Source organism: Balneola sp., from assembly GCA_002694685.1.
Lineage (GTDB): Bacteria > Bacteroidota > Rhodothermia > Balneolales > Balneolaceae > Gracilimonas.
On sequence record NZMW01000004.1, the window covers coordinates 798,795 to 824,490 of the forward strand.

Consider the following 25,696-nt stretch of genomic DNA (forward strand, 5'->3'; position numbering starts at 1 on the left):
TCCTCAATCCTCCAAAAAATAACATAGAGATTTTAGAAAGTAGCAGGACGTATCAAAATATGAGTCAAGATACATTGAAAAAATTACTGCAAAGGCATTGCCAGCGTATTGACGAGAACATTGCAAGATTCAAGAGTTTCAGTAAAAAATATACCTGGTCAAGATCTATAGTATTTTTTACTGGGTTAGGATTCGCTCTTTCGGCAACAGGGATTTTGAATGATTTCAGCTATTTCCTAGGACTCATTGTTTTTATAACGGGTTTTATCGTTTTGGTAGATCGTCATCAAAAGGTGCACGAGTCTATTGACAAGTTTGAGCACTTAAAGAAAATTAAGCAAAGGCATATTGCTCGCCTTGAACTGAATTGGTCTGAAATTCCGGTAAGGCACTCAGGTATAGAGATTAAAGATCATTCTTTTGCTAATGATTTAGATATAGTAGGAGAATACTCTCTCCATCAGCTAATAGATACATCAATATATGAGGGCAGTTCAGAGAAATTGGTGAACTGGCTATTGAAGGAATCTCCCGAAAAAGAAGAAATAAACCGTCGACAGAAGCTCGTTAAAGAATTAATTCCGCTTCAGGGATTTCGTGACAAACTAGCTGTGGTTGGGGAATTCACAAAGGGTAAAAGCTCTGATAAAGACTGGAGCATGGATAAAATGCTCAAGTGGTTAAAAAATTCACCGATCACAGGTTTTACTGGACCTTTAATTGTACTGTCGATTCTTAGCATATCAAATGTAACCTTAGGAGCGCTTGCATGGATTGGAATTGTGCCTGCACTTATTCCTATTATCACACTGGTTATTTATTTGAGCTATTACAATTACAATAGCGATAAAATATCCGGGCTTTTTGAGGCTGCATATCAAATAGATAAGCTGCTGGGCAGGTTTCGGTACTTATTATTAGAAGTGGAAGAATTTAAAGTTAAGGGGGAGTCAGATCTAAAGGTGCTGTTAGCTGAGTATCAAAAATCGGATACAAAACCTTCTATATATATAAAGAAGGTAAAAAAGCTTACAGGACCGGCCTCGCTGCAATCGAATCAAGTAATATGGCCACTGGTAAATTTAATTATGCCTTGGGATATGTTTTATTCCATGAAGATGGAGAGCCTGAAACAAGAACTAGAACCTAAGCTAGCTAAATGGCTGGATGTTTTTTATGAACTCGAAGCCCTAAATAGCCTGGCGAATTTCGGAGCCCTTCATACTGAATACAATTTTCCTGAATTAGTAGAGAATGAAGAAGTACTATTTAAAGCTAAAGATCTTGGTCACCCGCTTATTCCTTCATCCCAGAAAGTAACTAACGATTTTAAAGTGCAAGAAGGAAAAGATCTCTTTCTTATTACTGGATCTAATATGGCGGGTAAGAGTACTTTTCTAAGGACTATAGGTATCAATCTCTGTTTAGCTTTTGCCGGAGCTCCGGTGAATGCAGAGTCTTTGGAAACTAACTTATTCAGGATCTTCACGAGCATCAATGTGAAGGATTCTTTGGAAGGCGGCCTTTCTCATTTCTATGCGGAGGTACGGCGACTACGAACGCTACTGGATAAACTTGACCAGAACGATGAACTCCCGCTTTTCTTTTTTGTGGATGAAATTTTCAAAGGCACTAACAATAGAGAGCGATTTCAGGGAAGTACAGCATTCTTAAAAGAAATAGCTGGAAAAAATGGAGTAGGAATGGTATCCACTCATGATCTGGAGTTAGCTTCTTTGGAGAAGGATATATCGGAACTGAGTAACTGGCACTTTGCCGAAACTATAGAAGACGGAAAAATGAGTTTTGAGTACAAACTCAAATCGGGTCCATGCCCAACAACCAATGCTCTAAAGATTATGGAGATGGAAGGGTTACCCATTTAAAATGCCGAGCAGGCACCCTGGCTTATCACTAAAAAAAGAGAGAGAAATAGCGGGCTGAAAAGTTTATTAAATGCCTTCATATAATCTTCACAAAACCTATTCTGGTAATCTCGCAACTTGTTGTAGTTTAATAACTTGAAAGAGGGAAAAAATATTTTTTTCTTCACAATCCCTTCATGAATAATTGGTTTCTTTAAAGCGAGTTAATTAAACAACTCCTAAAACAAAAATGAGGTCGTAATGTATAAATCAATTTCCGCACTAATTTTAACACTTCTACTGAGTACAGCAGTTTTTTCTCAAACCTACACTATTGTTCCTGATGAAAGCGAGATAATCGTTTGGGGAACTTCTAATGTTCACGATTGGGAAGCTCCGGCTGAAGAGTTCTCCGGTTCTGCAACTATAGAACTAGCAGATGATTCACTGGTTTCAATTACAAGCCTGGAATTTAGCGTCGTAGCTGAAGAAATAAATAGTGGAAAAGGTGGAATGGACAAACGTATAGATGATGCGCTTAAAGTTAATAAGCACAAAAATATCACGTTTGTATTAACTGACATCACAGACGTAGAATCTTCTACACTAACTGCTAATGGAGAATTATCTATAGCAGGTGTAACTAAGAATGTACAAATGAAAGTTGAGTACCAACTTCAAGCAGACGGTACTATACTTTTTAATGGAAAGCAGAATATAGACATGACTGAGTTTAATATTGACCCACCAACCGCCGTATTCGGTACAATTAAAGCCGGTGAAAAGGTAGACGTGGAATTCAATGCTAAATTCGCTCAATAAATTTAAAAAACAATCAACCAATCAATAACATAACCAAATCCTAAGGTCATGAAATCACAAGCCAAATATATCACAGTATTTCTATTAGCCCTTGTGTTGGGAACTAGCGCAGCTATGGCCCAACAAAAATCTTTACAATACTTCAAAGATCCCGGCAAATCCGGTCTGAACGTATTCGAAACACCTAAAACAACAAACGTTGAATTCGACGGTCTGTATGTACGTGTCGGTGGAGACTTTGCACTACAGTTTCAGGGTATATCACAAAGCAATGCCGGAGACTCTCTTGCAGAGTTAGGTAACAACTTTAACCTTCCAACAGCTAACCTAAACCTTGATGTTCAACTGGACGAAGGTTTAAGAATGCACCTCCGTACATATCTGTCATCTCGTCACCACACAGAGTCTTATGTGAAAGGTGGTTATATGCAGATTGACCGACTAGACTTCATCGAAGAAGGTTTTATGGACGGTTTGATGGATGTTTTGACCATCCGAGTAGGTATGGATCAAATCAACTATGGTGATGCACACTTCCGCAGATCAGATAACGCTGCTGCTCTCTACAATCCATTTGTAGGTAACTACATCATGGACAACTTCACTACTGAGCCTTTCATGGAATTAACTTACCAGAATTCAGGCATCATTGGTGTGATAGGTGCAACTAATGGCCGACTAAACCAAAGCGTAACTTCTACTGATGATGGTATTGTACTCTTCGGTAAGTTAGGATACGACAAGCAGCTGAACGAAGACCTGAGATTCCGTCTCACCGGTTCTTTCTACAATAGCTCCGAAGAAAGCACACGTGACTATATCTACGGTGGTGACCGTGCCGGTGGACGTTACTACGCAGTAATGGAAGGAGGCGACTTCTCCGGACGATTCAATCCTGGCTTTGGCTCTCAAACAGCTTTCCAAATCAACCCATTCGTAAAATTCCAGGGACTTGAATTTTTTGGAATCTTTGAGCAAACAAGCAACAGCGCTGATGCAGGTGGCTCTTTCACTCAACTTGGTGGAGAAGTTATCTACCGATTTGGAGCTGACGAAGACATCTACCTAGGTGGACGTTATAACATGATAAGCGGCGAAAGAACTGATGCTGCCGCAACTCAGGAAATTAGCAGAATCAACTTCGGTGGTGGCTGGTTCATGACTGACAACGTACTTACAAAACTAGAATATGTCTCACAATCTTACGATGGTGACGGCTGGAACACTAGCCTATACAACGGTGGCGAATTTAGCGGAATCATGTTAGAAGCTGTGATAAGCTTCTGATATACCGACCTCATAGGAAAAGGGCGCGCTGTGAAAGGCTCGCCCTTTCTGCGTCAATGAGTTTCTAAACCAAACCGTCAGCTGATTAAATCAGCTGACGGTTTTTTTATTTGGGAGAAATTGCTGGAAGAGATAATTAGGAAGAGGAATATCAGGAATCCAAACGGATTGCCAAATCAAAAACGATGTTGAGCTCATCGCTTACCTGAACAAGACCAAAAAGGGGAGATGGAGGCGTAAGACCAAAGTCAGTCATATACAGAATTTTATTTCCTCCTACAATTACCCGGTCCTCCATGCTGGAAAAAGCGTTTAAGGGTACATTATATTTTCGTTCAACTCCGGCAATAGTGATAGTGACTTTTGCTGTTTGTGGAATCAGGTCCAGTGAGTCTTTCAGAACTAATTCATTCAGGGTGATTTGTATGAAAGGATGTTCTTCATATTTGAGTGTACTGCGGAAATCTCTGTTGATAGCTTTTTTCCCACAGTCAAACTTGTTCACTTCCAAAAATAAGGAAACACCACTCACATCAATAGTTTCACCAATGTATTGATAGGTGAAATTGAGAGAGTCCCGTTGCAGCTCATGCTCAGAGAGACAGCGGAAATCATTCACATTTGATTTTCCATTAATGCTTAACTTACTCTGATTCGTAAACTGAACCTGTCCGGTTTGTGCGAGGGCATAAGCAGGAAGGGTACAGATTGCCGGAATCAGTATTTTTTGAAGAATTTTTTTCGTTCTCATAGTTTAAGCGGAAAGTAACGTACTATTTTAAATTTTTGATGAATCTTTAAGTTTAATGAACCAAGAATTATTACAAGCAGCAACTGAAATAGCCAAAATTGGCGGACATCACACCTTAAAATACTTTAAAAAAAATGTAGAGGTAATAAGTAAAGCAGATGATTCGCCTGTAACTATTGCAGACAAAGAAACTGAGCAGATAATCCGAAAAGAAATCCAGAAAAGATATCCTGATCATGGAATTATTGGAGAAGAATTTGGGAGGACTAACGAAGACAGCAACATACAGTGGGTGCTTGACCCTATTGACGGGACAAAGTCTTTTATCCATGGAATACCTTTCTATACAACTCTGATTGGCATTTTGATAGATAACGAGCCACAGGTTGGAATCATTTACGCACCGGCACTTGAAGAGATTTGTGTCGCGGCCATTGGTGAGGGAGCTACCTTAAATGGAGAGCCTTGCAAAGTACGTGATACGGAACAACTCGAGGATGCCACGCTGTTGGTAACAGAGATATACCGCTTTAAAGAAATGGATCAACAGGAAGTTTTTGAGGAACTCATGTCCAAAACTAAACTACATAGAACATGGGGTGATGCCTATGGACACATGATGGTTGCTACCGGTAGGGCTGACGTTATGTACGATCCCATTCTTAATATTTGGGATGCAGCCGCGTTATTACCCGTGATGCGAGAAGCCGGTGGCGTATTCAGTGATATTGAAGGAAATGAAACTATCCATTCCGGAAATGGATTTTCGACAAATAAAGCATTATTCCCGGAAGTAAAGAAAATATTTGAAGCACACAGCAAATAATGAATAAACTACTGACCGCACTTTTTCTGTTTCTTTTTTCAACCGTTACCTTTGCTCAAAGTCAGGTAGACTGGAAGTATCAATCCTATCCTGAATTACCATTTGAACTGAGTCATATTCAGCTTGATTTAAATATTGAGGCTGAGTCTTCTCTGGTTAAAGGAGTAGGAAGATATGAACTGACTTCCCGCAGGCCAGATTTAGCTCAAATCATTTTCAATACCTCCGACCTGGATGTGAAAGAGATTTCATCAGAAGGTAATGCCATGGATTTTGAGGTAAGTAATGATTCTCTGATTATCAGTTTGGCCGATACCCTTGGCATTGGGGATGAAGTTCAGTTTTTGATTACGTGGGAAAGTAACTCACCATATGGCATCCATAGTGATATTTATGGAAATCTATGGACTTCTCTGAATCCCAAAGCAAGACTGCATTGGATGCCAATTCCGGATCACCCAGAGGTGACAGCTACTTTAGATGCTTCTTTTTCAATTCCGGCCGACCAGCAAGTTGTTTTTAACGGGACCTATGTTGATGATGAAGTCATTTCAACAGAACAGAAAAAAGTAAACTGGACCTCTGAAACTGCTGTTCCGATATCAGGACTTACTTTTGCTGTTGGGCCTTTTGTTTCTGAAAGTGCACGTGCCGGAGTCAAACAGATTTCGGTTTATACTGCTGAAAACGCTGTATTGGAGGAGGTTCAGACTGGACTATTGTCTATTGCAGTAGAAAGTGTGAAGGCGTATGAAGAGAAATTTTCATTCGAATTTCCGTATGATGCTTTGAATGTTATCGTGCTGCCGGATAGTAGATGGGAAGAAATTCAGTCGGGTGCAGGCGTTATTTATTTGTACCAGAATTTAGGATCACTTTCTACGCAGCTGAGAAGAGGTATTGCCGAGCAATGGCTTGGAAATTATCACCGCTACCTGAATGCACCGGATCATAAGTTTGAATTTTTAAAGGCTTTGGTTACAAGAAATTCAGATTCACAACAGTTGCTAAATCCAGACGATTTGGAATCCATCCGCTTTTGGAATCGCTGGCAAGCAGGAATCGGCAATATGGAAAATGAATTCCTGAGCAATACTATTCAGGAATCTCTACCGGAGCTGATGCAAGAGTTTGAAGGGGTAACCAGCTGGAAGGACTATGCCGATTTTTGGTATGATAAAAGCGGCGCTTTCTGGAGTGAACTTTCTGTCCCTAATGCAATGAAGGAAGACGGTGAAGAACAGTATTCTTATACCGTAACTTACCTTTACGATGAGATGAATAATTCTCTCTCGCTTGTTTTTGAGGCTCAGGGTAATGCGATCGAAATATTGGCAGGTGTAGAAGTAACGCAATTTGGGTTTATGGATACTACCCGCTCTGAAATAAGCTTTACCGGTGATCGGGACTCTGTTTCTATAGATATGGCATCAGGCGTGGATTATGTGACACTGAATCCTGTTTCAGATTTTGATATCGAGCTAAATGAGAATAAGCCGTTTCTATTTTTGATTCGACAGTTACGCAGCTCTGATCCCGAGCTCCAAATTCAAGCTGCAAAACAACTTCAAAATTTCACTGAAAACCCAGACCTGCAGCTTGCTTTACAAGATGTGCTGAATACTGTATCAGAACCGGAAGTTAGAGCAGCGATGCTGGAAACACTTTCAATGATTACTCAGGGAGCATCAGGTACAGAGCAGAACTTCCTGGAACAGCTCAATTCTGACAACCTTGCAACTAAACTTTCAGCAATAAAAGCACTCGCCAATTATCCCGGGAATGATCAGGTGGCTTTTTCTATTCGAAATACATTGATTCGAGCAGAATCCGATACGGTTTTTGAAGCGACTCTTAAAACCTACCAGGAGCTTGCCGAAACAGAAGACATACTGTCTGTCACGGAACGGCTTGAGCAGAGTTTGGAAGGACAACAGCGAGCAATCAAGTTGTTGCAGATCACGGCCGAAACCGATACAACCAACCGTTCTATCTCTATAGCAGACCGGTTTGCTTTGGGATCATTTCCTCATCAAATTCGTCAACAAGCACTCGGAATTCTTCTGAAGAACGAAGAAAATCAGGATTACTGGGCACAGACCTTACCTATGCTTCTGGAAGATCGGGATGCCCGAATCAGATATCAGGCGTTGGATGCCGTACAATTTCTGTCCGCAAAGCAAACGGTTGATTTGATTAAGGACGCACTTAAAGAAGAGATGGATCCCAGGGTGATTGCCAAGATCAGGCGGATCATGTAATGCAGTTTGTACTTTGGACATTTTAGAGTAGTTTCTCGCCATCTTATAAAAATAAATGAAGGTAGATGGCGAGCATAGAATTCAAGCATACAAATAAACAGAGACTACTAGGTTGTACAAGTGGGTTCTTTATTGTCTTATTCTTCATAGCATTCACCTATATCCTGTTCAATATTGGTGATTTCTGGGAAACTCATGCTTTTGAAACCATTTTCATCATTGGGCTGGCTTCCTTGATGTTCTTTTCTTTTCTCAAAAAGATGCAGGGTGGTAAAGAGTTAAAGTCCAAAATTGCATTGTCAGGCACATCAATTATCGTAAATGGAGAGTATCGATATGCGCTTTCTGATTTTTGTTTAGATGAATACGTCTCTGATCATTATCACTGCTTTCACCTGTACACCAATGACAAGATGTTTACGCTTTACACGAACGAGCAGGATGATTTTATTAAGGAGCTAATGAAATCAGATATTCAGAAAAACCAGTTCGAAATAGATCAGTATGAATTTGATAGCAATTCAGCTGCTGTGATGATCAAGGCAAAATCGGGAAGAATGCTTGGTTTTAATCTTGATAGCGGGGCTTATTCTATTTTTCAGATAGATGATGAGGCTGAAGATAAGCCGCTATATGAACCGGAGTATTTCATTCAAACACCGGGATATAAGAAGAAGTGAATGACGTCCTGGGTTATATTGCCAAACCTTACGAGCTCGTTTGAGCTGCAAAGATCATTGAAATTATTTTATAAAGGTTTTCCTGCGGAAAATTATACTCTCCTTCAGTATCTACGCGGTGAACAAATACAAGCTTAGAAGTTGGATACACGGCCAACATATGGATGCCTACCCCTGTATGATAAAATGATTTCGAGGCACGTTTTTCATTTTTGTTGATCACATTCCACAACATTCCATAGCCAAAATCCATATACGGATTTGTTACAGAATACGATGTTGTACTTGCCTCAATCCAATCCGATGGAATAATTTGTTGCCCATTCCATTTTCCGTTATTCAAATAAAGCGTTCCATAGAGTGCCAAATCATGAGCGGACATGCGAAAATGATAGGCTGGGTGTTTTGATTTATCCTTCTCAAACTGATAAAAGCCGTCGGTTTTTGGAATAGGAGTATTATCATCAGCGGTAGTCAAAGTATCAAAGGAGCCCGTATATTGTTTCATCCCAATAGGGACTGCAATATCCTCGTAAAACGCTTCATAGATAGATTTTTTCGTTACTTTTTCAAAAACAGTCCCCAGTACATTAAAATCCCAGTTATTGTAGTAGTAAGCCTCGTTGGGTTTGTGGCTCCCTCTTTCAGGTTTTTGGGCTGCCATACCTTTTGAAACGGCAGCGGCTGAATGATAAACACCAGACCGTGATTTCAGAAGGTCGGCTATTCGGGCACTCTTTTCTATTTTTGTAAGGCCGGGTTCAATGTCATCAATATTGAGATCATTGAGTGTTAGGCTGGTGTCTATAATCCCTTTACCTACATATACGCCATAAATAGAATTTATTACTGCTTTTCTAATGGAATGAATGGTATGCCTTTGATAAATGTCTCCCCATTCAAATAGTATGTTTCCATCATAAGCTAACACCATGGACGACGTTCCAGAATGTTCAAGAAAGGCGCTTAATTTATCCAGACTGTCCGGGCTGAACCCCGCCTCACTAGGAGAAACTCTGTTAAAACTATCTTGTTGAGCAAAACCGAAAGAGGGAAGGGCAATACAGATAAGAAATACAAAAAAGGCAGAACGCATATAACTAGTTAAGATCAGAAAAATATTTTAGCAGAGGGTACCTACGCTCGATTCAATATTGGGTTTCAAAAAAAAAAAATATAATGCCTTGTTAAGCACCGAAGGAATTACAATTTACAATTCTAAAAATTTTGCCGGAAATGACGAACTGTTAAAATTTCGATTAGCTCGGGATTGACCTCATAGATTACCCCATAATTCTCATGGACAACTATTTCTCGAATTTTTTCATTATTTGTTGGGGGAAATACTCTTCCTGACTCTGGATTTTGACTTAAATTTTCAACTTTCTCCTCGATCAAATCAATAAGAGCTAAAGCAGCACTTGGATCATCTTCAGAAATGTACTCTAGAATTTCTTTGGTTTTGTTTCTTGCCGTTGGCGACCAAATGATTTTCATGATGAATATTGTGATCTCAGTTCGCTTATGAATTCATCATGACTAATACCTTCTCCATTATTTAATTCTTTCCGGGCAGCAGATAACTCTTCCAATAACTCAATCTTATCCAACATTTTTTGATAATCTTCTACATCAATTAATACGGCAGAACTTTTGCCATACTGTGTAAGAATAAGTGGTCGGCGTTGAGATTTGACACGCTCTATATAAGATGCAGCATTAGCTCGAAAATCGGAGAGCGAGCGAATATCTTTATCAAATTGAATATGAGACATGGGTAAAATCTTTGATTATTGTTCTATTTAATGTACTAAATTCAGGACACATTATTGTATTAAATATCCCCAGCTAGGTGCCTAACGACCCAGCGTTTAACGGCGCTAGGATTATGAGATTGTTTTGTAATAGCGAAATTAATTCCTGCCGTTCAGGTTTCGGTCGTACCTGATTTGTTTTTTAAAATACCTTGTTAGGGATTTTCTTTAGTCTGAAATAAAGAAAATTTATTTGAAAGGAAGGTTATGATTCCTATTCCGCCATATACGCAAGTTAAAATTACTGCTATTTCGGTGAAATAGTTTGCCCAAGCGTTTTGGAAAGGATCTGACATATCAATGAAGAATTCATAAAACATTATCCCGATAAAAATTCCCAAAAAACTCTTGAAATATTCTTTCCGCTTCATGATTGATCCGATTTCTTATTAAAAAAAAGCAGCTATTTGAAGTATGCTTAACATGTTAATGTGCGACATACATGGGATATAACCTCGTCGCAAAAAGTCTCTGAAGGAAAGTGCATATTTCTTTTCAGAAAGGAAAATCAATTGTTTAGGGGGTGAAGGGAAGTCATCTTGCAACGATAGTTAGGGTTTGGTACAGGAAAGGATATAGAGGTTGATGGCAGTCATCCAGATTCCTGCCTGCGCAGGAATGACGGAGTTGTAGTGATATGGATTACACAAATTAGTCCAGGTGTCATCACGCAGTGAAAGCCGGGATCTTGGTGCAGGAAAGGATATAGAGGTTGAAGGCAGGCATCCAGATTCCTGCCTGCGCAGGAATGACGGGGTTGGAATGGTATAGATTACACAAATAAGTTCAGGTGTCATCCCGCAGCGAAGGCTGGGATCTGGATGTTAGAAAAGGCGTAGAAGTTAAAAGCAAGCATCCAGATTCCTGCATGCGCAGGAATGACCAGAAAAAAAGGGACGAGTAGTTAGCCCGTCCCTTAGAAATGAAAAGATGTTGTTCATGTTTCTTTTAGCTCTGCCTGATCCACTTAGCAAGATCTTTGAAGGTCGGCTTCTTGCCGTACATTAAAATACCGACGCGGTAAATTTTAGCAGCCAGCCACATGATGCCAAAGAAGGTTAAGATCATGAGCAGGATAGAGGTAATGATCTGCCAGGCTGGAACAGAGGTGGATGCAATTCTCGAAATCATATTGATAGGAGAGGTGAGCGGGAAAATGGATATGAACGTAGACAATCCGGAATCCGGCGCCTGCATCACTTTCGTATTCAGGAAGTAGGCAACAAAAATCGGTAAGCCTACAATGGGCATGAACTGCTGGGAATCCTGCTCATTATCAACGGCAGCCCCGATGGCAGCAAAGAGTGCGCTGTATATCATAAATCCTAAAAAGAAGAAGAGGATAAAGTAAGCAAATACGGAGGGGTCGATTACCATATTTTCAAGCGTAGAAGGATCAAAAGAAGAAGCAGCTGCTTCGGTTGCTCCTTCAGGCAGGTTACTCATCTGCGCTTGCATAATCATACCGGCAACCGGTGCTGCAGCAATGGAAATCCCGGTATAGAATAGAATCCAAATAACAAACTGTGTAAGAGCCATAGAGAGCACTCCGAATAGCTTACCAAACATTAGCTCGATGGGTTTAACGGAAGAAGCGATCACTTCGAGTACCCGGTTGGTTTTCTCTTCGATAACGCTTCTCATCAATAAGGCTCCGTAGAAGAATATCCCAAAGAATATCATCAACCCTAATATGAAACCTAATGCCGAAGCAAAGATGGTGTTGTCTTCTGACTCGCCCTCTTCGGTGAGCTTAACAGCTTCTAAACCGGTTCTTGTTTCAAAAATATCACGAATTTCATCGGATACATTTTCTCTTGAAAGACGCTCTTCCCGAACGGCATCACGCAAATCAGAACGAACACCGGAAAGAAAAGCAATTCCTCCACTTCCGCCATGTACCAGTGTAGGACTTTTAGCATGCATAATCACCGAATCGGATAACACGATGAAGCCGTCCAAATCCCCACTCAAAACCTGACTTCTCAGGGTATCTTCAGGGATATCGCTGACATCGAAGTATCGTGTTTCATTAATTTCAGTTAAGCGTTCAACCAAAACATTGGTTTGATCCAAAATCCCAATTCGCTTTTCTACTTCTGATTCTGAAATACTGATGAACACTACAATCCCGATAAACGCTACAAAAGCCAGGGGAGTAAGAGCAGTGATGATGATAAATGATTTACTTTTAACACGAGTGAGGTATTCTCTTTTTAATACCAGCCAAACTTTATGCAAACTCATAATTACTTAATCTCCGCTTTTTTGATGTTGTCTTCTCCGACTGTGGAGATAAAAATTTCGTTTAGTGAAGGCTCGATGCGCTCAAACTTATGAATCTCAGCGTGCTCCATCGCAAGCTTCAGAATGTCCTGCATGCTTTGCCCGTTCAGTACTCTGATTTCAGCAAAATTTGTAGAACGATTGTTGATGCGGACGTTCTCCAGTTTATCCAGAAAAGATCCGTCACCTTCAAATTCAAGGTTAATGGTGTTCTCACCGAACGATGATTTGATATGCCGGAGGTTCCCGGTGAGTACGGCTTCACCCTGATTGAAGAGGCAGATGTCATCACACATTTGCTCTACCTGTTCCATGCGATGCGTGGAAAACAGGATGGTCTTTCCTTGTTCCCGTAACTCAATGATAATCTCTTTAAGCGTTTCGCTGTTGATGGGATCAAGTCCACTGAAAGGCTCATCAAATATATAGATATCCGGATTGTGAGCGATGGTGGCTATAAACTGTATTTTCTGAGACTGACCTTTAGAAAGCTCATTAATTTCCCGCTTTTTCCAATCGGCTGCGTCAAAACGCTCTAACCAGTACTCAATTGATTTTTTGGCAGCACCGGCATCCATTCCCTTAAGCTGTGTCAGATACATCAGCTGGTCAAAGACTTTCATTTTTTTATATAGTCCACGCTCTTCCGGCATATAGCCAATCATGCGCTGGGTTTCAGGACTTGCAACCAATCCGTTTATGGTGACTTCTCCGGAATCAGGTGTAAGAATGAAGTTTATCATTCGGATGGTGGTGGTTTTCCCGGCTCCATTTGGTCCAAGTAAACCGAAAATCCGGCCTTCGTTTACATCAAAACTGACTCCATTCACCGCTTTGGTTTTTCCAAAGGATTTATAGATGTCTTTAACCTCAATAACTGCCATGGTGTATCCTATCCTCTAATGTATGGTTGTTGGCTTAATTTCAAATAGTGTAAAAGTGGCACTTGCTTAATTAGTCGAAAAGTATTCTTTATAATTACAGAATATTTTTAACTCCCGAATTTATTTCAAGTAGCAATTTACTTTGCAAGATGCCCAAAGATTTCTTATTTCCCATTATAATAAATCATAACGAGTGAAAGGGAAATAGGTTACTAAAAAGATGCACATTATTCACTTAAGTGCTGAATGTTACCCGGCCGCAAAAGCCGGAGGCCTTGCGGATGTCGTTGGTTCACTTCCAAAGTATTTAAATCAGCTTGATCATCATTGTGAAGTGGTGATCCCAAAGTATGACAACCATTGGATAGGTTCTCAGGACTATGAAACGGTATTTGAAAGTGCTTTTTCGATGGCTTCAGAGCAGGTTCGCTTTTTAGTATTGAAAATGAAGGAAGATAAACTTGGATTCCCTTTCTATGTGATTGATATACCTGGGAGATTTGATCGCCCGGGTATTTATATAGACCCATGGTCAGGTCGAGGCTACTGGGACGAGCTGGAACGCTTTGTGAGTTTTCAGATTGCCAGCCTGGAGTGGATTAAAAGTCGGGACGAAAAACCTGAGCTGGTTCACTGTCATGATCACCACACGGGCTTGGTGCCTTTTATGCTATCCGAATGTAACCGCTATCGTGATATGGCGGATATTCCTACTGTAATAACCGTTCATAATGCAGAATATCATGGCGAACACGACCTTGACAGCTATAAGTTATTACCTGCATTCAATATTAATAATCTTGGATTGTTAGATTGGGACGGAAGAATGAATTCCCTGGCGGCCGGGCTGAAATCATCCTGGCAAATCACGACCGTCTCTGAAAACTATATGAAGGAACTGGCTGATAACAGCAGCGGACTAGAGCTATTGTTTGAGCAAGAGCAGGAAAAATCAACGGGTATTATTAACGGGATTGATACCGAAGTTTGGGATCCTAACACCGATGACCTCATTGAATATAACTTCAGTTTTAGGAACCGAAAGAAGGGGAAAAGCGAGAACAAAACTTATCTGTGTAAGGAATTTGGACTGAATCCTGAATTACCGACCATCGCATTTATCGGGCGTTTGGTTCGGGAGAAAGGGGCAGATTTATTGCCGGATTTATTTAAACAGGTAATGTATTCGGATCAGGAAGTTAATTTTGTATTATTAGGAACGGGTGACCCTCAATTGCATCAAATTTTTGCCCGTATGGAAAGTGATCATGTTGGATATTTTGATGCTACGTTGGAGTATAATGAGAAGCTGGCACATCAGATTTACGCAGGTTCCGATTTTATATTAATGCCTTCAAGGGTTGAGCCTTGTGGTTTAAATCAAATGTTTGCTATGCGTTATGGAACGGTTCCCATAGTTCGAGCCGTTGGTGGATTAAAAGATTCGGTAAAAGATATCTCTGAAAAAAATGGCTACGGAATAACATTTGAAGACTTTAGCCTGGAGGCTGCTTCAAATGCCATTAGCAGAGCTGTTGATTTGTATAAAGATTCAAAACAATATTCTGAAGTCTTGAGTAAAGTCATGAAACTCGATTTTTCCTGGAAGAATTCAGCTCAGGAATACATTAAAATGTATAAAGCACTAACTAGAAAATAGGTTATTTATGAAAAGATCGTCCGTTATCGCAGTCATTTTAGGTGGAGGAAGAGGAACACGATTGTTCCCGCTAACCGACCACAGGTCAAAACCAGCTGTTCCGGTGGGTGGTAAATACAGACTTGTTGATATTCCTATTTCTAACTGTCTGAATTCAGATATCCGAAGGATTTATGTATTGACTCAGTTCAATTCAGCTTCGCTGAATCGTCACATAAAAAACACGTATAACTTTGACGCCTTCAGTAGTGGTTTTGTGGATATCCTTGCCGCTGAGCAAACTCCTGACAGTACTGACTGGTTTCAGGGAACAGCCGATGCGGTTCGTCAATCGGTTCACCATATGGAGAACCATGACCATGAGCATGTGCTGATACTTTCCGGTGATCAGCTCTACCAAATGGATTACTCAAAAATGCTGGAGCGCCATAAAGAAAATGATGCGGATCTCACTGTAGCAACAATTCCTGTAACCGCAGAAGATGCTACCGGTTTTGGAATTATGAAGACCAACGCAGAAGGAATTATCGAAGATTTTGTTGAGAAGCCCGATGCTAAAGAATTGAGTAAGTGGAAATCGAAAGTACCCGAAGTCTATAAAGAACAGGGTAAAGATTACCTGGCATCAATGGGGATTTATATCTTCAACAGCGAAATGCTTAAAAAGCTATTTGATGATAATCCCGATGCTACGGATTTCGGAAAAGAACTGATTCCGAAATGTGTTGAAGGCGGAAAAAAAGTTTGTAGCTATGAATTTGGAGGATATTGGACTGATATCGGAACCATACAATCTTTCTTTGAAGCAAATCTAGCTTTAGCCGATACGATTCCGGATTTCAATCTTTATGACAATGAGAATTTTATTTACACCCGTGCCCGGTTACTTCCGGCTTCGAAACTTATGGGTACAACGCTTGAGCATGCCCTGATGGCGGAAGGGTGTATTGTTGAAGCCAGTAGAATTGTAAGATCAGTAATTGGAATTAGATCTAGGATTGGTAAAGGCTCAACAATAGAATATTCTATTATTATGGGTAACGATATTTTTCAGGACCGATCTGTGATTGAAGACGCCAAGCCAGATAAACCTGCCATGGGTATTGGTCAGCGGTGCTACATCAGTAACTGCATAATTGATAAAAATGTAGCCATCGGAAATGATGTGCGCATTGTGGGTGGAAATCACCTAGAAGATGGCGACCACAAATATCACTACGTACGGGATGGCATTGTGATTGTGAAGAAGAATACGGTAATACCGGATGGCACAATCATCTAAACTATTTTAGCAGTTTAACAGATGGTGAAAAACTAACTTCATCTCCGGCTCTTATTCTGAAAGTATTTATGATGATACTTCCAAGATTGTACAGATAGGGAATCCCAAAAATAATCGGCTGAAATAAAATAGGTGAGATGTTTAGGTAGTCAAACAACCCCTCCAGCCAGAAGCCAATGTCTAATTGGAGTATGGGTATCATGAAAAGTAAACCTTGCATCAGATAAATGAGTGCCGTGAATGTGAGCTGGAAGTTGATCACTTTTCGGCCAATCATATCAGCTTTCTTGACTCTATCTTTTCTTGAAATCCATATAACAAGTGGAAGGATAACCCCAAGGATTGGTGTAAATAGAAAGCCGAGCGCCGAAAGACTCATCACAACTAAGGTGGATTGATCTTCAACTTGATTCCATTCTAAAAGCTGATCGGGGGTGACTTCCAGCGCTTCCGTAATTCGTAGGAGGGTATCACCTCTGGGTTCAGTTTCTGCATTTTCAACTCGCTGAATAGTCCTTAGGCTCAGTTCCGTTTTCTCGGCAAGGAGTTCCTGCGAAAAACCTTTTTGATTCCGGATGTTTTTTATCTGATTCGCTAAATCGGTACTCATAGAAATTTGGTTGCGTTAGAATTCACGCAAAACATAGATGCTGCAGTGCTTTTATAGTACGACATCTACCCGACATTTTAGCGACATATGTGTCTATATGTCTATTTGAAACCAAAGAATCTATTTCGTTATTAAATTCTGAACAACTCATCTTGCAATATCAGAGACTGTATTCTAATCCTTATTTGGATGAAACTAACGGAGAAAAGGTATAGCGGGTTGATAAAAGCCATTATTATTGCTTCGGATTTTGAAAGTATTAAAAGCAATAATGAAAATATTATATAGAATCATACAGATTAGAAATATCTGGTAAACAAGTAAAGCTTGCTGGTAAGCAGTTAAGTACTCTCCAATGTTCTCCAGTGCTATGTTACCACTATACATGTAGTAGCTGATCGTACCCACCAATAGGACAATAGACCATGTTATTTGAAAGTTTATAATATTCTTACCAATCTCATCAACCCTGTCAATAATATTCTTTTTCAATATCCAAAGCAGTGAAGGGACTAAAACACCAACAATGGGAAAGAGGATAGAGCAGAACTGAGTCAGGTTTAATACAATCAGGTACGAGCTATCTTGGGGCTTATGCATTTGAATTAACTCATCAGGTGCTATTTGGAATACTTCAGCAATTCGCGATAAAGTATCACCCATGGGCTTGGTTTCATTGTTCTCAACTCGCTGAATTGTTCGAAGGCTTAACCCAGTTAATTCTGCCAATTTTTCTTGTGAGAAGCCTCTCTGTACTCGGAACGCCTTTACGTTATTAGATAGTGACATATATAAATATTCATTAAAGTAAATGTCTACAAAACATAGACCTGTGGTTCTTAAAATTGTACGACAAGTTTAAGACATCCTTACGGCAAGCTTGTCTTATCCTGAATTTTAAAAATAAAAAAAGCCTCAACCCAAAAGGGAAGAGGCTTTGAATTTTCTTAAATACAGAAACTGTGATTAAGCAGTTTCAAGCATTTTCTTAATTGTAACACCAATCTCAGCCGGACTTTCAACTACAGTAATTCCAGCTGCAGCAAGAGCTTTCTTTTTCTCTTGAGCGGTTCCTTTACCACCAGAGATGATTGCACCTGCGTGTCCCATTCGACGTCCCGGAGGAGCCGTTGAGCCTGCAATAAATGCTACAACAGGTTTCTGGCAATTATCTTTAATCCAGGCAGCTGCTTCTTCTTCAGCAGTTCCGCCAATTTCTCCAATCAAAACAATAGAGTCGGTATCAGGATCATCGTTCAGCATTTTAACAGCATCAAGGTGAGTGGTTCCAATAACAGGATCGCCACCAATTCCAATTGCTGTACTTTGGCCAAGACCTTCTTTGGTAAGCTGGTCAACGGCTTCGTAGGTAAGAGTACCTGAACGGGATATAAGCCCAACCTTGCCCGGTGTAAAAATACTGCCTGGCATAATTCCAACTTTAGCTTCTCCCGGAGTTATAACACCCGGACAGTTAGGTCCAATCAAAGTTGCTCCATGACTGCTTACAATCTGCTTGGCTACAATCATGTCTTTAACAGGAATACCTTCTGTAATACAGATAATTACTTCAATTCCGGCAAAAGCTGCTTCAGTAATAGCATCACCGGCAAATGCAGGAGGTACAAAAATTACGGAAGTATTAGCATTTACTTCTTTAACCGCTTCAGCAACGGTATTAAAAACGGGTCGGTCTAAATGGGTTTGTCCACCTTTTCCGGGAGTAACACCACCAACTACATTGGTACCGTATTCAATCATTTGTCCGGCGTGGAAGCTACCCTCGCTTCCGGTAAATCCCTGAACAATCAGGCGGGTATCATTTCCAACTAATACACTCATTTTGTCTTTTTTGAGGTTCAAATTCGGGATTGAGAATATAGCATCTCTGCATGCGAATTGAAATGCTAAATTGTTAAGTAAAGTTTCAGAACGGGGAATCTGATTAGATTTTTCAACTGTAACCCCAATAATTCATGAAACTCAATAAACAAACTCAATGTTAGTTGATTAAATCAAAGAAAAAATAAATCAATACGATTATGAGTTTAAAGAATAAGACAAAGAAAGAGTTACAAAATAGAATTAATGAACTGGAAGGAATTATTGCCAAAAAAGGCGTTGGTTCTGATTATTTATCAAAAGCAGAAAGAATACAAAGGGATTTAAATCTTGCTCTGATTCTGGGTGGGGCAGCTGCCTTGGTTGGTGTGACTGCCTGGACGTTATTCAGCTCTACCGATGAATAATTTCACCGCTTAGAGGATTCTTATACAGCAGTAACGATATTTAACGGTGAACTTCATTGATTTCTAAAAGACTCGCCCTATATTAAAGGCTGTATTTATTTTAAAAAACCACTCTCATAAACCTTTAGGATCTATGAAACGATTATCATATTTATTCTCACTATTACTTTTAATCACGCCCATGGCCTTAATTCAGGCACAAACAACCCCTGATGGGCAATCAGAAGCGATGCGAGGATTTGCCCAGGCAGTTTCTATAGCGGACGGCGCTGTATTTATCGGTGAACCTTCTAACGTACATCAGCCCGGAGCTGTTTATGTTTTTGGGAAGTCCGGTGACGAATGGACGCAACAACATCAGTTGATGGCAACCAATGGTAAAATTGGTGATGGCTTTGGGTCTTCAGTATCAGCTGACGGTAACTTCCTTATTGTTGGAGCACCTGAAATGAATGGAGAACAGGGCGCTGCTTTTCTTTTTGAAAAGTCCGGTTCCGGAAGCTGGAGTCAAATAGCAGAATTTATGCTGCCTGAAGATTCTTTTGAAAGCGCATTAGGTTCAAGTGTAATGCTGAGTGGTAATTATGCTTTTGTCGGTGCGCCTGATCACGCGGACGGATTAGGAGCTGTATTAGTGTACAGCCGATCCAATTCTGGAAATTGGACAGAAACGGCAAGCATTGTGAATCCTGATACTGCCGGGTCTAACTTTGGTTCAAGCCTTGCAATGGATGGAATGAATTTAGTAGTCGGTGCACCTCAGCGAGGTGGCGGTGCCGTACATGTATTTGCTAATCAAGGTTCTGAATGGATGCACAGTGCGTCATTAACCAGTGACCAGGCAGCAGATCGTAGTCAGTTTGGTACTTCGATTGGAATTCATGGTGACCAGATCTTAGTTGGAGCTCCTCGAAATGATGGAGCAGCCGGAACCGTATTTGTATTCCGTAGCGAAGATGGCGAGTGGAGCGAAAGCGGACGCCTATCAGCTTTTGACGGTCAGTCACCATATTTATTCGGAAGTTCGATTTCTGTAGTCGAGTCCGGAGTATGGATCGGGGCACCTAATGCCGCTGGTGGAAAAGGAACTATTTATCAGTTTCAGTCTGATGAAAATGGAATGTGGACAGGATCTTCAAAAATGCCAATGAGCTCACAAGAAGCCGGAGATTATTTTTCAGGAACACTTGCTGTAGATGGTGATGTGGCCGTTGCCGGAATGACCGGAGCCGATTATGGAGAAGGTTCTGCTGCCATCCTTGAGAAAAACGATACGGGAAGCTGGACAACTCAGAATGTTGTATTCGGTGAAGGTGGAAACACATTACAGCCTATTACCAATGGCAGACTTGACTGTAGTGACGGTAAAGCAGACCGTTTTGGCTGTAGCAATGTTGACTTAATTTCATTTATGCCTGTTGGATCTATTGGCGGTGACCGAGGCGTTCGTTTGAATGACCTTTGGGGCTGGACAGATCCGGTGACTGGCAAAGAATATGCTCTGGTTGGTAGAAACGAAGGAACATCTTTCGTAGATCTTAGTGATCCAGGTAATCCTATCTATGTAGCCAACCTTCCTATGACAGAAGGCTCAAGAGCTAATGTTTGGCGAGATATCAAAGTGTATAAAAACCACGCTTATATTGTTGCTGATGGAGCGGGCGAACACGGAATGCAGGTTCTTGACCTAACCCAGCTGCGCAAGTTTGATGGTGACCCGATGGAGCTGGAAGCCACAGCGATGTACGAGAATATTCACAGTGCACACAACGTGGTTATTAATGAAGAATCAGGTTTTGCATTTATTGTAGGAAGCAGCGGCGGTGGACAAACTTGTGGCGGCGGTTTACACATGGTGAATATTCAAGATCCGGCCAACCCAACGTTTGCAGGATGTTTTGCTGATCCTTCTACAGGAAGAAGCGGAACCGGTTATTCTCATGATGCACAGTGTGTAATTTATGATGGCCCCGATGAAGAACACCAGGGAAGTGAAATCTGCTTTGGTGCTAACGAAACAGCGATCAGTATTGCAGACGTAACCGATAAAGAAAATCCGGTAGCTCTTTCAACAGGTTCTTATCCTGATTACGGATACGTTCACCAGGGATGGTTAACAGAAGATCATCGATATTTCTTCCAGAATGATGAACTTGATGAGTTGATGGGGAATGTGGACAAAACCCGAACTATTGTTTGGGATGTAAGTGATTTGGATGATCCTCAGTTTGTTAGAGAGTATTTCCTAGAAAATGCCTCTTCTGATCACAATTTATATATCAAAGATGACTTGATGTATCAGTCTAACTATGTAAGTGGTCTGCAGGTTATTGATGTAAGTGACCCGGCAAACCCACAGAAAGTTGGAAGTTTTGATACGCATCCATTCACTGAAGACGCACCTGGTTTCTCCGGAACGTGGAGTAACTATCCTTACTTCAAAAGTGGCATCGTTATTATGACCAGTGGTCGTGAAGGCCTTTTTGTACTGGAGACAAACGAACAAGCCATAAATCAGTAAACGATTTATTTAAGGCAACTTTAGATGACCTTCAATAGAGGTCTTTCTGAAGTTGCCTTTTTTCTATTCAACAAATCCTCAATTTTATGGAAGCTCGAATTATGACTTTTCTGCGAACTTTCTTCATCACGGCCTTAACGATTGGTCTTGGATTGATATCAGGAGTGGCTGAAGCTCAATCAACCCAAAATATGTACGTTTGTAATCAGGGTTCAGCAACCTTAATGGTGATTGATACTCAGACTCATGAAATAATCGAAACTATTGATCTCCAGGAGCTGGGCTATTCTGCAAATGCAAAACCACATCATGCTATTGCAGAGCCGGATGGTTCATTTTGGTATGTCACTTTAATCGGTGAAAACAAGGTGCTAAAATTCAACAGAGAAAATGAACTGGTAGATGAAGTAAGCCTTGAAGTTCCGGGCCTTATGGCTATGCATCCAAATAAAGATGAGCTTTTTGTTGGGCGATCTATGAGTGCCGTAAATCCGCCGCAGAGCTTTGGAGTGATAGAGCGCTCGAGCATGAGTCTGAATAAAGAAGTAGAGGTGTTCTTCTCAAGACCACATGCCATCGCAGCTAATTCTAAGGATAACTGGACGTTTATAGCCAGCCTTTCTTCCAATCAGATGCTGTCCGTAAATACAGAAACGGAAGAAACGAATCTGACCAATGTGGAGGGAAGCAATAATGTATTCGTAAATTTTGCAGTCTCTCCGGATGGAAATACGATGGTAGCAACCGGACAAATAACCGGCAAGCTTTTGGTTTTTGATATTTCTGATCCTGCCAATCCCGAGTTATCAAATAGCATAGATGTAAACGCAATGCCGTGGCATCCGGTCTATTCCCTCGATGGAAAGTACGTTTACTTTGGCAATAAAGGCGCCCATACAGTTACGGTCGTAGACATGGATACTCAAACAGTAGATGCTGTTATTGAAGGAAATGGACTTGCTCAACCACACGGAGCCGCACTTACTGCAGATGGTAAATATCTGTACGTCACTAATAATAATCTTGACGGCACCTACCAGCCAGAGGGCTCAGAAACTGAAAATCCAGTTGGTACAGTGACCGTGATCAATACTGAAACACGCACTATCGAGAAAGTCATTGAAGTGGGGAACTACCCATCCGGCATCGGTACAAATGCGTGGTAAATTATTTATGAATCAATTCAGATTACTAAAAGGACTCTTATTCATCACCATAATAGCTGGGTTTGTTACGGGTTGTGCTGCTTCAAAATCTACCGGCGACAAATCAGCATCCTCTAACTATACTCAGGATGTATATCCTTTTTCTGTTTTAGATACGGACGGAAATCAGATTGCTCATCCTTTTTTAGGAGGCTTCAATGCCCCTCGTCCACAGTTCGTAGATATTGATGGTGATTCAGATCCTGATTTATTTATACAGGAACATACCGACGACCTGATGTTTTATGAGCATCAGAATAGTGGTGATTCGCCTTTGAAATGGCAGACGAACAAATTCCAGAACCTTGATATCGGTGAGTGGTTTCGGTTTGTGGACATGGATCAGGATGGGGACTTTGATTTGCTTACAGAACAGCCTTACAGTTACATCCGGTATTATCGGAATGAGGGAAGCGCGACGAATCCTAAATTCATTCTTGCTGCTGATTCACTCCGCGATGTAAACGGCACCCCCATTTTTTCTGACCGACAGAATATCCCCAACGTCACCGATATCGATTGTGACCAAAAGCTGGATTTATTTATAGGAAAGCTGGAAGGGAATCTGGCCCGGTATGAGTCGGTAGGCAGAGATGAAAATGACATTCCACAGTTCGAGCTGGTGAGTAAAAAGTTTGAAGATATCGAAATTGTGAAGCAGTTTGGGACCATGCACGGTGCCAACACCATGGCTTTTATGGATATTGATGGCGATGGTGATCAGGATTTATTTTGGGGTGATTTTTTTGAGCCCGGCATTTTGTTGTTAGAAAATCAGGGTACCTGTAGAAATCCGGACTTTCAGGTTGAGCCACAATCTTTCCCACTTTCAAACCCGGTGTCAACCAGTGGTTATAATGCGCCTACGCTAGCTGACTGGGGACAAGATGGAGATGCTGATTTATTTCTGGGCGTTTTAGGCGGAGCTTATAATGCCAATGAAACGACTGCGGAGAATCTCTACTTTTTGGAACAAGAGAATGAGAAATTCAGTCTTCAATCCAAACAGTTTTTGGGGATGATTGATGTTGGAGATGAAAGCATTCCGGCAACAGGAGATATTGACGGAGACGGAGATCTTGACTTATTATTATCAAACAAAATTGATCCTGCCGATAGAAGCACATCCATCATTTACCAATTCGAAAATATTGGTACAACATCAGCGCCTGAATTTCAAAAGGCCGGCAGTTTAAATCTACCTAAAGGATATCACCTAGCTCCAGTTCTTGCTGATTTAGATAACGACGGACTTGCCGATTTGCTCTTGGGTAACTGGAAAGGTTCGATTGATTACTATAAGAATACTGGTGATGGTTTTGAATTGGTCAAAAAGAGCATTGCTGAACTCGAACGTGGAAGCAATGCGGTGCCTACCGTTGCTGATATTGACAAGGATGGTGATCTGGATTTGATAGCCGGAGAGTCGGGTGGGGGAGTCGTGCTATTTAGGAATACGGGTTCAGAGTCTAGTCCTGAATTCACCCTCGAAAGCGACTATTTCATGGATATTAAAGCAGACTCCAGAAGTGTACCTGCCTTATATGATATTGATTCTGATGGCGATTTAGATCTATTCCTTGGTACAAAAATTGATGGGTATCTCTTCTACAGAAACAACGGCTCAGCAGAGCAACCATCCTTTACGAAAGAATCTTTCCCGTTTAATATCGATTTCATCCAGTTAGGAACCCCTCACTTTGTTGATTTTGATGGAGACGGAGTAGCTGAATTTCTATCCGGGACCCGAGGCGGTGGGTTGCTTTACTATTCTAAATAGATTTCTACAGATCAACCGAATAAACTTCAACTTGTTCTAAGGCATTGTTAGCGAGATAGATTTTATTATTTCGTATATCATGTAAGTGGTTATTGGAAGGGATTAAAAACCTGCCGAGGGGATTACCTTCATAATCAAGTACAACTATCTCTCTACCTTCGTCAGTTTCATCAGTTTCTAACCAAAATTGATTTTGATTATCTATTAGGACACGAGTAAAAGGAGGCTTAATGTCTTCAATTAACTCTCTTCTTTCTCTTTTCTCAATTCGGCTTTTCTCAGGAAAATGATAATCCATATCTGAATCGGTGATAGGCCTTTCTTTTACGTCAAGAACGAGCTCATGTTCGATGTCAAAGTCTTCATCATAAATTTGAATCACTGATTTAGAAGGGCGTTGTACTAATAGCTTCTTATTATCTAAAGGATTTATATAGTCATTAAACCTATAAGGCAGAAAACTATATGAAGCCGAATTCCCATCATCAGATATTTCTATAAAACTGGAATGCTTTCTAAGTGAGAGGATCTTTTCTTGGATACTCAGTGAATCTGATTCTGTTTTTTACTAAATGAATCAAATCAGTTGTGTACTGAGGAGGAACTTCATTAAACCGGTAATTAACTGAATCTTCACTTACATAGAATTCATTAAAGCCATCTAAAGATCTGATCCCACGAAGTCTTCCTGGAAGTCTAAAACCATGATCGGCAATATGTTCATAAATGCCAGCATCATTTTTTCGGTATTCGGATGTTAAGCCATGATTATTACTCATGTAGAGAATATTTCCCTGGAAATGAGGATTCGCATTTCGGCTTAATTCGCCTGGACCACGTCCCGGTCCAGCTATCTTAGCTACATAATTTCCAAGGCTATCAAATTGATGAATGGACTTTTCTAAATCTTGGG

The 25,696-nt window shown here is 40.7% G+C and carries 24 protein-coding genes; 12 read left to right on the forward strand and 12 right to left on the reverse strand.

The window, feature by feature from the left end; all coding sequences use genetic code 11:
- The first annotated feature begins 59 nt into the window (after nt 1-59).
- The 3 genes from CL667_08965 to CL667_08975 all read left to right on the forward strand — a co-directional run bounded on the left by CL667_08965 (nt 60) and on the right by CL667_08975 (nt 3,974).
- Nucleotides 60-1,886, forward strand: a complete 1,827-nt coding sequence (locus CL667_08965; protein ID MAL17832.1) for a hypothetical protein — start codon at nt 60-62, stop codon at nt 1,884-1,886.
- Nucleotides 1,887-2,126: 240 nt separating this feature from the next.
- A complete protein-coding gene (locus CL667_08970; protein MAL17833.1) occupies nt 2,127-2,687 on the forward strand; it encodes a hypothetical protein in 561 nt (186 codons plus the stop codon).
- 48 nt (nt 2,688-2,735) lie between these two features.
- Nucleotides 2,736-3,974: a hypothetical protein gene (locus tag CL667_08975; GenBank protein ID MAL17834.1), complete on the forward strand. Its 1,239-nt coding sequence runs from the start codon at nt 2,736-2,738 to the stop codon at nt 3,972-3,974.
- 151 nt (nt 3,975-4,125) lie between these two features.
- Here the strand turns inward: CL667_08975 and CL667_08980 are convergent, their stop codons facing one another.
- Nucleotides 4,126-4,725 carry a hypothetical protein gene (locus tag CL667_08980; GenBank protein ID MAL17835.1) on the reverse strand — a complete coding sequence of 200 codons (600 nt, stop codon included), beginning with the start codon at nt 4,723-4,725 and terminating at the stop codon, nt 4,126-4,128.
- A 55-nt stretch (nt 4,726-4,780) separates the two neighbouring features.
- On the opposite strand from CL667_08980, the gene hisN reads away from it, so the two are divergent.
- The 3 genes from hisN (at nt 4,781) to CL667_08995 (ending at nt 8,492) form a co-directional block, all read left to right on the forward strand.
- Nucleotides 4,781-5,551 carry a histidinol-phosphatase gene (gene hisN / locus CL667_08985; GenBank protein ID MAL17836.1) on the forward strand — a complete coding sequence of 257 codons (771 nt, stop codon included), beginning with the start codon at nt 4,781-4,783 and terminating at the stop codon, nt 5,549-5,551.
- Nucleotides 5,551-7,812 carry a hypothetical protein gene (locus CL667_08990; protein ID MAL17837.1) on the forward strand — a complete coding sequence of 754 codons (2,262 nt, stop codon included), beginning with the start codon at nt 5,551-5,553 and terminating at the stop codon, nt 7,810-7,812. The genes hisN and CL667_08990 overlap by 1 nt, the downstream gene beginning before the upstream one ends.
- A 65-nt stretch (nt 7,813-7,877) precedes the next feature.
- On the forward strand, nt 7,878-8,492 hold the full coding sequence (locus tag CL667_08995) for a hypothetical protein (GenBank protein ID MAL17838.1): 615 nt from the start codon (nt 7,878-7,880) through the stop codon (nt 8,490-8,492).
- A 28-nt stretch (nt 8,493-8,520) separates the two neighbouring features.
- Here CL667_08995 and CL667_09000 read toward each other — a convergent pair whose 3' ends face one another.
- From CL667_09000 to CL667_09025, 6 genes are all read right to left on the reverse strand, one after another.
- The gene (locus CL667_09000) at nt 8,521-9,588 is read right to left on the reverse strand and encodes an amide hydrolase (protein MAL17839.1); all 1,068 of its coding nucleotides are present in this window, start codon (nt 9,586-9,588) and stop codon (nt 8,521-8,523) included.
- Nucleotides 9,589-9,710: 122 nt separating this feature from the next.
- Nucleotides 9,711-9,989: a hypothetical protein gene (locus CL667_09005; GenBank protein ID MAL17840.1), complete on the reverse strand. Its 279-nt coding sequence runs from the start codon at nt 9,987-9,989 to the stop codon at nt 9,711-9,713.
- Nucleotides 9,986-10,267: a prevent-host-death family protein gene (locus tag CL667_09010; GenBank protein MAL17841.1), complete on the reverse strand. Its 282-nt coding sequence runs from the start codon at nt 10,265-10,267 to the stop codon at nt 9,986-9,988. The genes CL667_09005 and CL667_09010 overlap by 4 nt, the downstream gene beginning before the upstream one ends.
- Nucleotides 10,268-10,461: 194 nt before the next feature.
- On the reverse strand, nt 10,462-10,677 hold the full coding sequence (locus CL667_09015) for a hypothetical protein (GenBank protein MAL17842.1): 216 nt from the start codon (nt 10,675-10,677) through the stop codon (nt 10,462-10,464).
- Nucleotides 10,678-11,254: 577 nt separating this feature from the next.
- Entirely contained in the window at nt 11,255-12,553 is a 1,299-nt protein-coding gene (locus CL667_09020; GenBank protein MAL17843.1) for a hypothetical protein, read from the reverse strand.
- 2 nt (nt 12,554-12,555) lie between these two features.
- A complete protein-coding gene (locus tag CL667_09025) occupies nt 12,556-13,476 on the reverse strand; it encodes an ABC transporter (GenBank protein ID MAL17844.1) in 921 nt (306 codons plus the stop codon).
- 220 nt (nt 13,477-13,696) lie between these two features.
- Between CL667_09025 and CL667_09030 the strand changes: the two genes are divergently transcribed.
- The gene (locus CL667_09030; GenBank protein MAL17845.1) at nt 13,697-15,136 is read left to right on the forward strand and encodes a glycogen synthase; all 1,440 of its coding nucleotides are present in this window, start codon (nt 13,697-13,699) and stop codon (nt 15,134-15,136) included.
- A gap of 7 nt (nt 15,137-15,143) precedes the next feature.
- Nucleotides 15,144-16,418 carry a glucose-1-phosphate adenylyltransferase gene (locus tag CL667_09035; protein MAL17846.1) on the forward strand — a complete coding sequence of 425 codons (1,275 nt, stop codon included), beginning with the start codon at nt 15,144-15,146 and terminating at the stop codon, nt 16,416-16,418.
- Nucleotide 16,419: 1 nt separating this feature from the next.
- Here CL667_09035 and CL667_09040 read toward each other — a convergent pair whose 3' ends face one another.
- From CL667_09040 to CL667_09050, 3 genes are all read right to left on the reverse strand, one after another.
- Entirely contained in the window at nt 16,420-17,028 is a 609-nt protein-coding gene (locus tag CL667_09040; GenBank protein MAL17847.1) for a DNA-binding protein, read from the reverse strand.
- Between the two features lie 195 nt (nt 17,029-17,223).
- Nucleotides 17,224-17,817, reverse strand: coding sequence for a hypothetical protein (locus tag CL667_09045; GenBank protein ID MAL17848.1), 594 nt, complete (start codon nt 17,815-17,817; stop codon nt 17,224-17,226).
- A gap of 177 nt (nt 17,818-17,994) precedes the next feature.
- Nucleotides 17,995-18,870: a succinate--CoA ligase subunit alpha gene (locus CL667_09050; GenBank protein ID MAL17849.1), complete on the reverse strand. Its 876-nt coding sequence runs from the start codon at nt 18,868-18,870 to the stop codon at nt 17,995-17,997.
- 200 nt (nt 18,871-19,070) lie between these two features.
- Between CL667_09050 and CL667_09055 the strand changes: the two genes are divergently transcribed.
- The 4 genes from CL667_09055 to CL667_09070 all read left to right on the forward strand — a co-directional run bounded on the left by CL667_09055 (nt 19,071) and on the right by CL667_09070 (nt 24,783).
- Nucleotides 19,071-19,277: a hypothetical protein gene (locus CL667_09055; protein ID MAL17850.1), complete on the forward strand. Its 207-nt coding sequence runs from the start codon at nt 19,071-19,073 to the stop codon at nt 19,275-19,277.
- 133 nt (nt 19,278-19,410) lie between these two features.
- On the forward strand, nt 19,411-21,798 hold the full coding sequence (locus tag CL667_09060; protein MAL17851.1) for a hypothetical protein: 2,388 nt from the start codon (nt 19,411-19,413) through the stop codon (nt 21,796-21,798).
- Nucleotides 21,799-22,022: 224 nt separating this feature from the next.
- On the forward strand, nt 22,023-22,964 hold the full coding sequence (locus CL667_09065; protein ID MAL17852.1) for a hypothetical protein: 942 nt from the start codon (nt 22,023-22,025) through the stop codon (nt 22,962-22,964).
- A 7-nt stretch (nt 22,965-22,971) separates the two neighbouring features.
- Nucleotides 22,972-24,783: a hypothetical protein gene (locus tag CL667_09070; GenBank protein ID MAL17853.1), complete on the forward strand. Its 1,812-nt coding sequence runs from the start codon at nt 22,972-22,974 to the stop codon at nt 24,781-24,783.
- A gap of 4 nt (nt 24,784-24,787) precedes the next feature.
- Here CL667_09070 and CL667_09075 read toward each other — a convergent pair whose 3' ends face one another.
- Entirely contained in the window at nt 24,788-25,165 is a 378-nt protein-coding gene (locus CL667_09075) for a hypothetical protein (protein ID MAL17854.1), read from the reverse strand.
- Between the two features lie 133 nt (nt 25,166-25,298).
- The coding region (locus tag CL667_09080; GenBank protein MAL17855.1) for a hypothetical protein at nt 25,299-25,696 on the reverse strand (398 nt) is incomplete at its 5' end.

Excerpts from the sequence above, each read along its gene's own strand:
- CL667_08965 (MAL17832.1), top strand. The coding sequence starts at position 60 with ATGAGTCAAGATACATTGAAAAAATTACTGCAAAGGCATTGCCAGCGT.
- CL667_08970 (MAL17833.1), top strand. The coding sequence starts at position 2,127 with ATGTATAAATCAATTTCCGCACTAATTTTAACACTTCTACTGAGTACA.
- CL667_08975 (MAL17834.1), top strand. The coding sequence starts at position 2,736 with ATGAAATCACAAGCCAAATATATCACAGTATTTCTATTAGCCCTTGTG.
- CL667_08980 (MAL17835.1), bottom strand. The coding sequence starts at position 4,725 with ATGAGAACGAAAAAAATTCTTCAAAAAATACTGATTCCGGCAATCTGT.
- hisN (MAL17836.1), top strand. The coding sequence starts at position 4,781 with ATGAACCAAGAATTATTACAAGCAGCAACTGAAATAGCCAAAATTGGC.
- CL667_08990 (MAL17837.1), top strand. The coding sequence starts at position 5,551 with ATGAATAAACTACTGACCGCACTTTTTCTGTTTCTTTTTTCAACCGTT.
- CL667_08995 (MAL17838.1), top strand. The coding sequence starts at position 7,878 with ATGGCGAGCATAGAATTCAAGCATACAAATAAACAGAGACTACTAGGT.
- CL667_09000 (MAL17839.1), bottom strand. The coding sequence starts at position 9,588 with ATGCGTTCTGCCTTTTTTGTATTTCTTATCTGTATTGCCCTTCCCTCT.
- CL667_09005 (MAL17840.1), bottom strand. The coding sequence starts at position 9,989 with ATGAAAATCATTTGGTCGCCAACGGCAAGAAACAAAACCAAAGAAATT.
- CL667_09010 (MAL17841.1), bottom strand. The coding sequence starts at position 10,267 with ATGTCTCATATTCAATTTGATAAAGATATTCGCTCGCTCTCCGATTTT.
- CL667_09015 (MAL17842.1), bottom strand. The coding sequence starts at position 10,677 with ATGAAGCGGAAAGAATATTTCAAGAGTTTTTTGGGAATTTTTATCGGG.
- CL667_09020 (MAL17843.1), bottom strand. The coding sequence starts at position 12,553 with ATGAGTTTGCATAAAGTTTGGCTGGTATTAAAAAGAGAATACCTCACT.
- CL667_09025 (MAL17844.1), bottom strand. The coding sequence starts at position 13,476 with ATGGCAGTTATTGAGGTTAAAGACATCTATAAATCCTTTGGAAAAACC.
- CL667_09030 (MAL17845.1), top strand. The coding sequence starts at position 13,697 with ATGCACATTATTCACTTAAGTGCTGAATGTTACCCGGCCGCAAAAGCC.
- CL667_09035 (MAL17846.1), top strand. The coding sequence starts at position 15,144 with ATGAAAAGATCGTCCGTTATCGCAGTCATTTTAGGTGGAGGAAGAGGA.
- CL667_09040 (MAL17847.1), bottom strand. The coding sequence starts at position 17,028 with ATGAGTACCGATTTAGCGAATCAGATAAAAAACATCCGGAATCAAAAA.
- CL667_09045 (MAL17848.1), bottom strand. The coding sequence starts at position 17,817 with ATGTCACTATCTAATAACGTAAAGGCGTTCCGAGTACAGAGAGGCTTC.
- CL667_09050 (MAL17849.1), bottom strand. The coding sequence starts at position 18,870 with ATGAGTGTATTAGTTGGAAATGATACCCGCCTGATTGTTCAGGGATTT.
- CL667_09055 (MAL17850.1), top strand. The coding sequence starts at position 19,071 with ATGAGTTTAAAGAATAAGACAAAGAAAGAGTTACAAAATAGAATTAAT.
- CL667_09060 (MAL17851.1), top strand. The coding sequence starts at position 19,411 with ATGAAACGATTATCATATTTATTCTCACTATTACTTTTAATCACGCCC.
- CL667_09065 (MAL17852.1), top strand. The coding sequence starts at position 22,023 with ATGGTGATTGATACTCAGACTCATGAAATAATCGAAACTATTGATCTC.
- CL667_09070 (MAL17853.1), top strand. The coding sequence starts at position 22,972 with ATGAATCAATTCAGATTACTAAAAGGACTCTTATTCATCACCATAATA.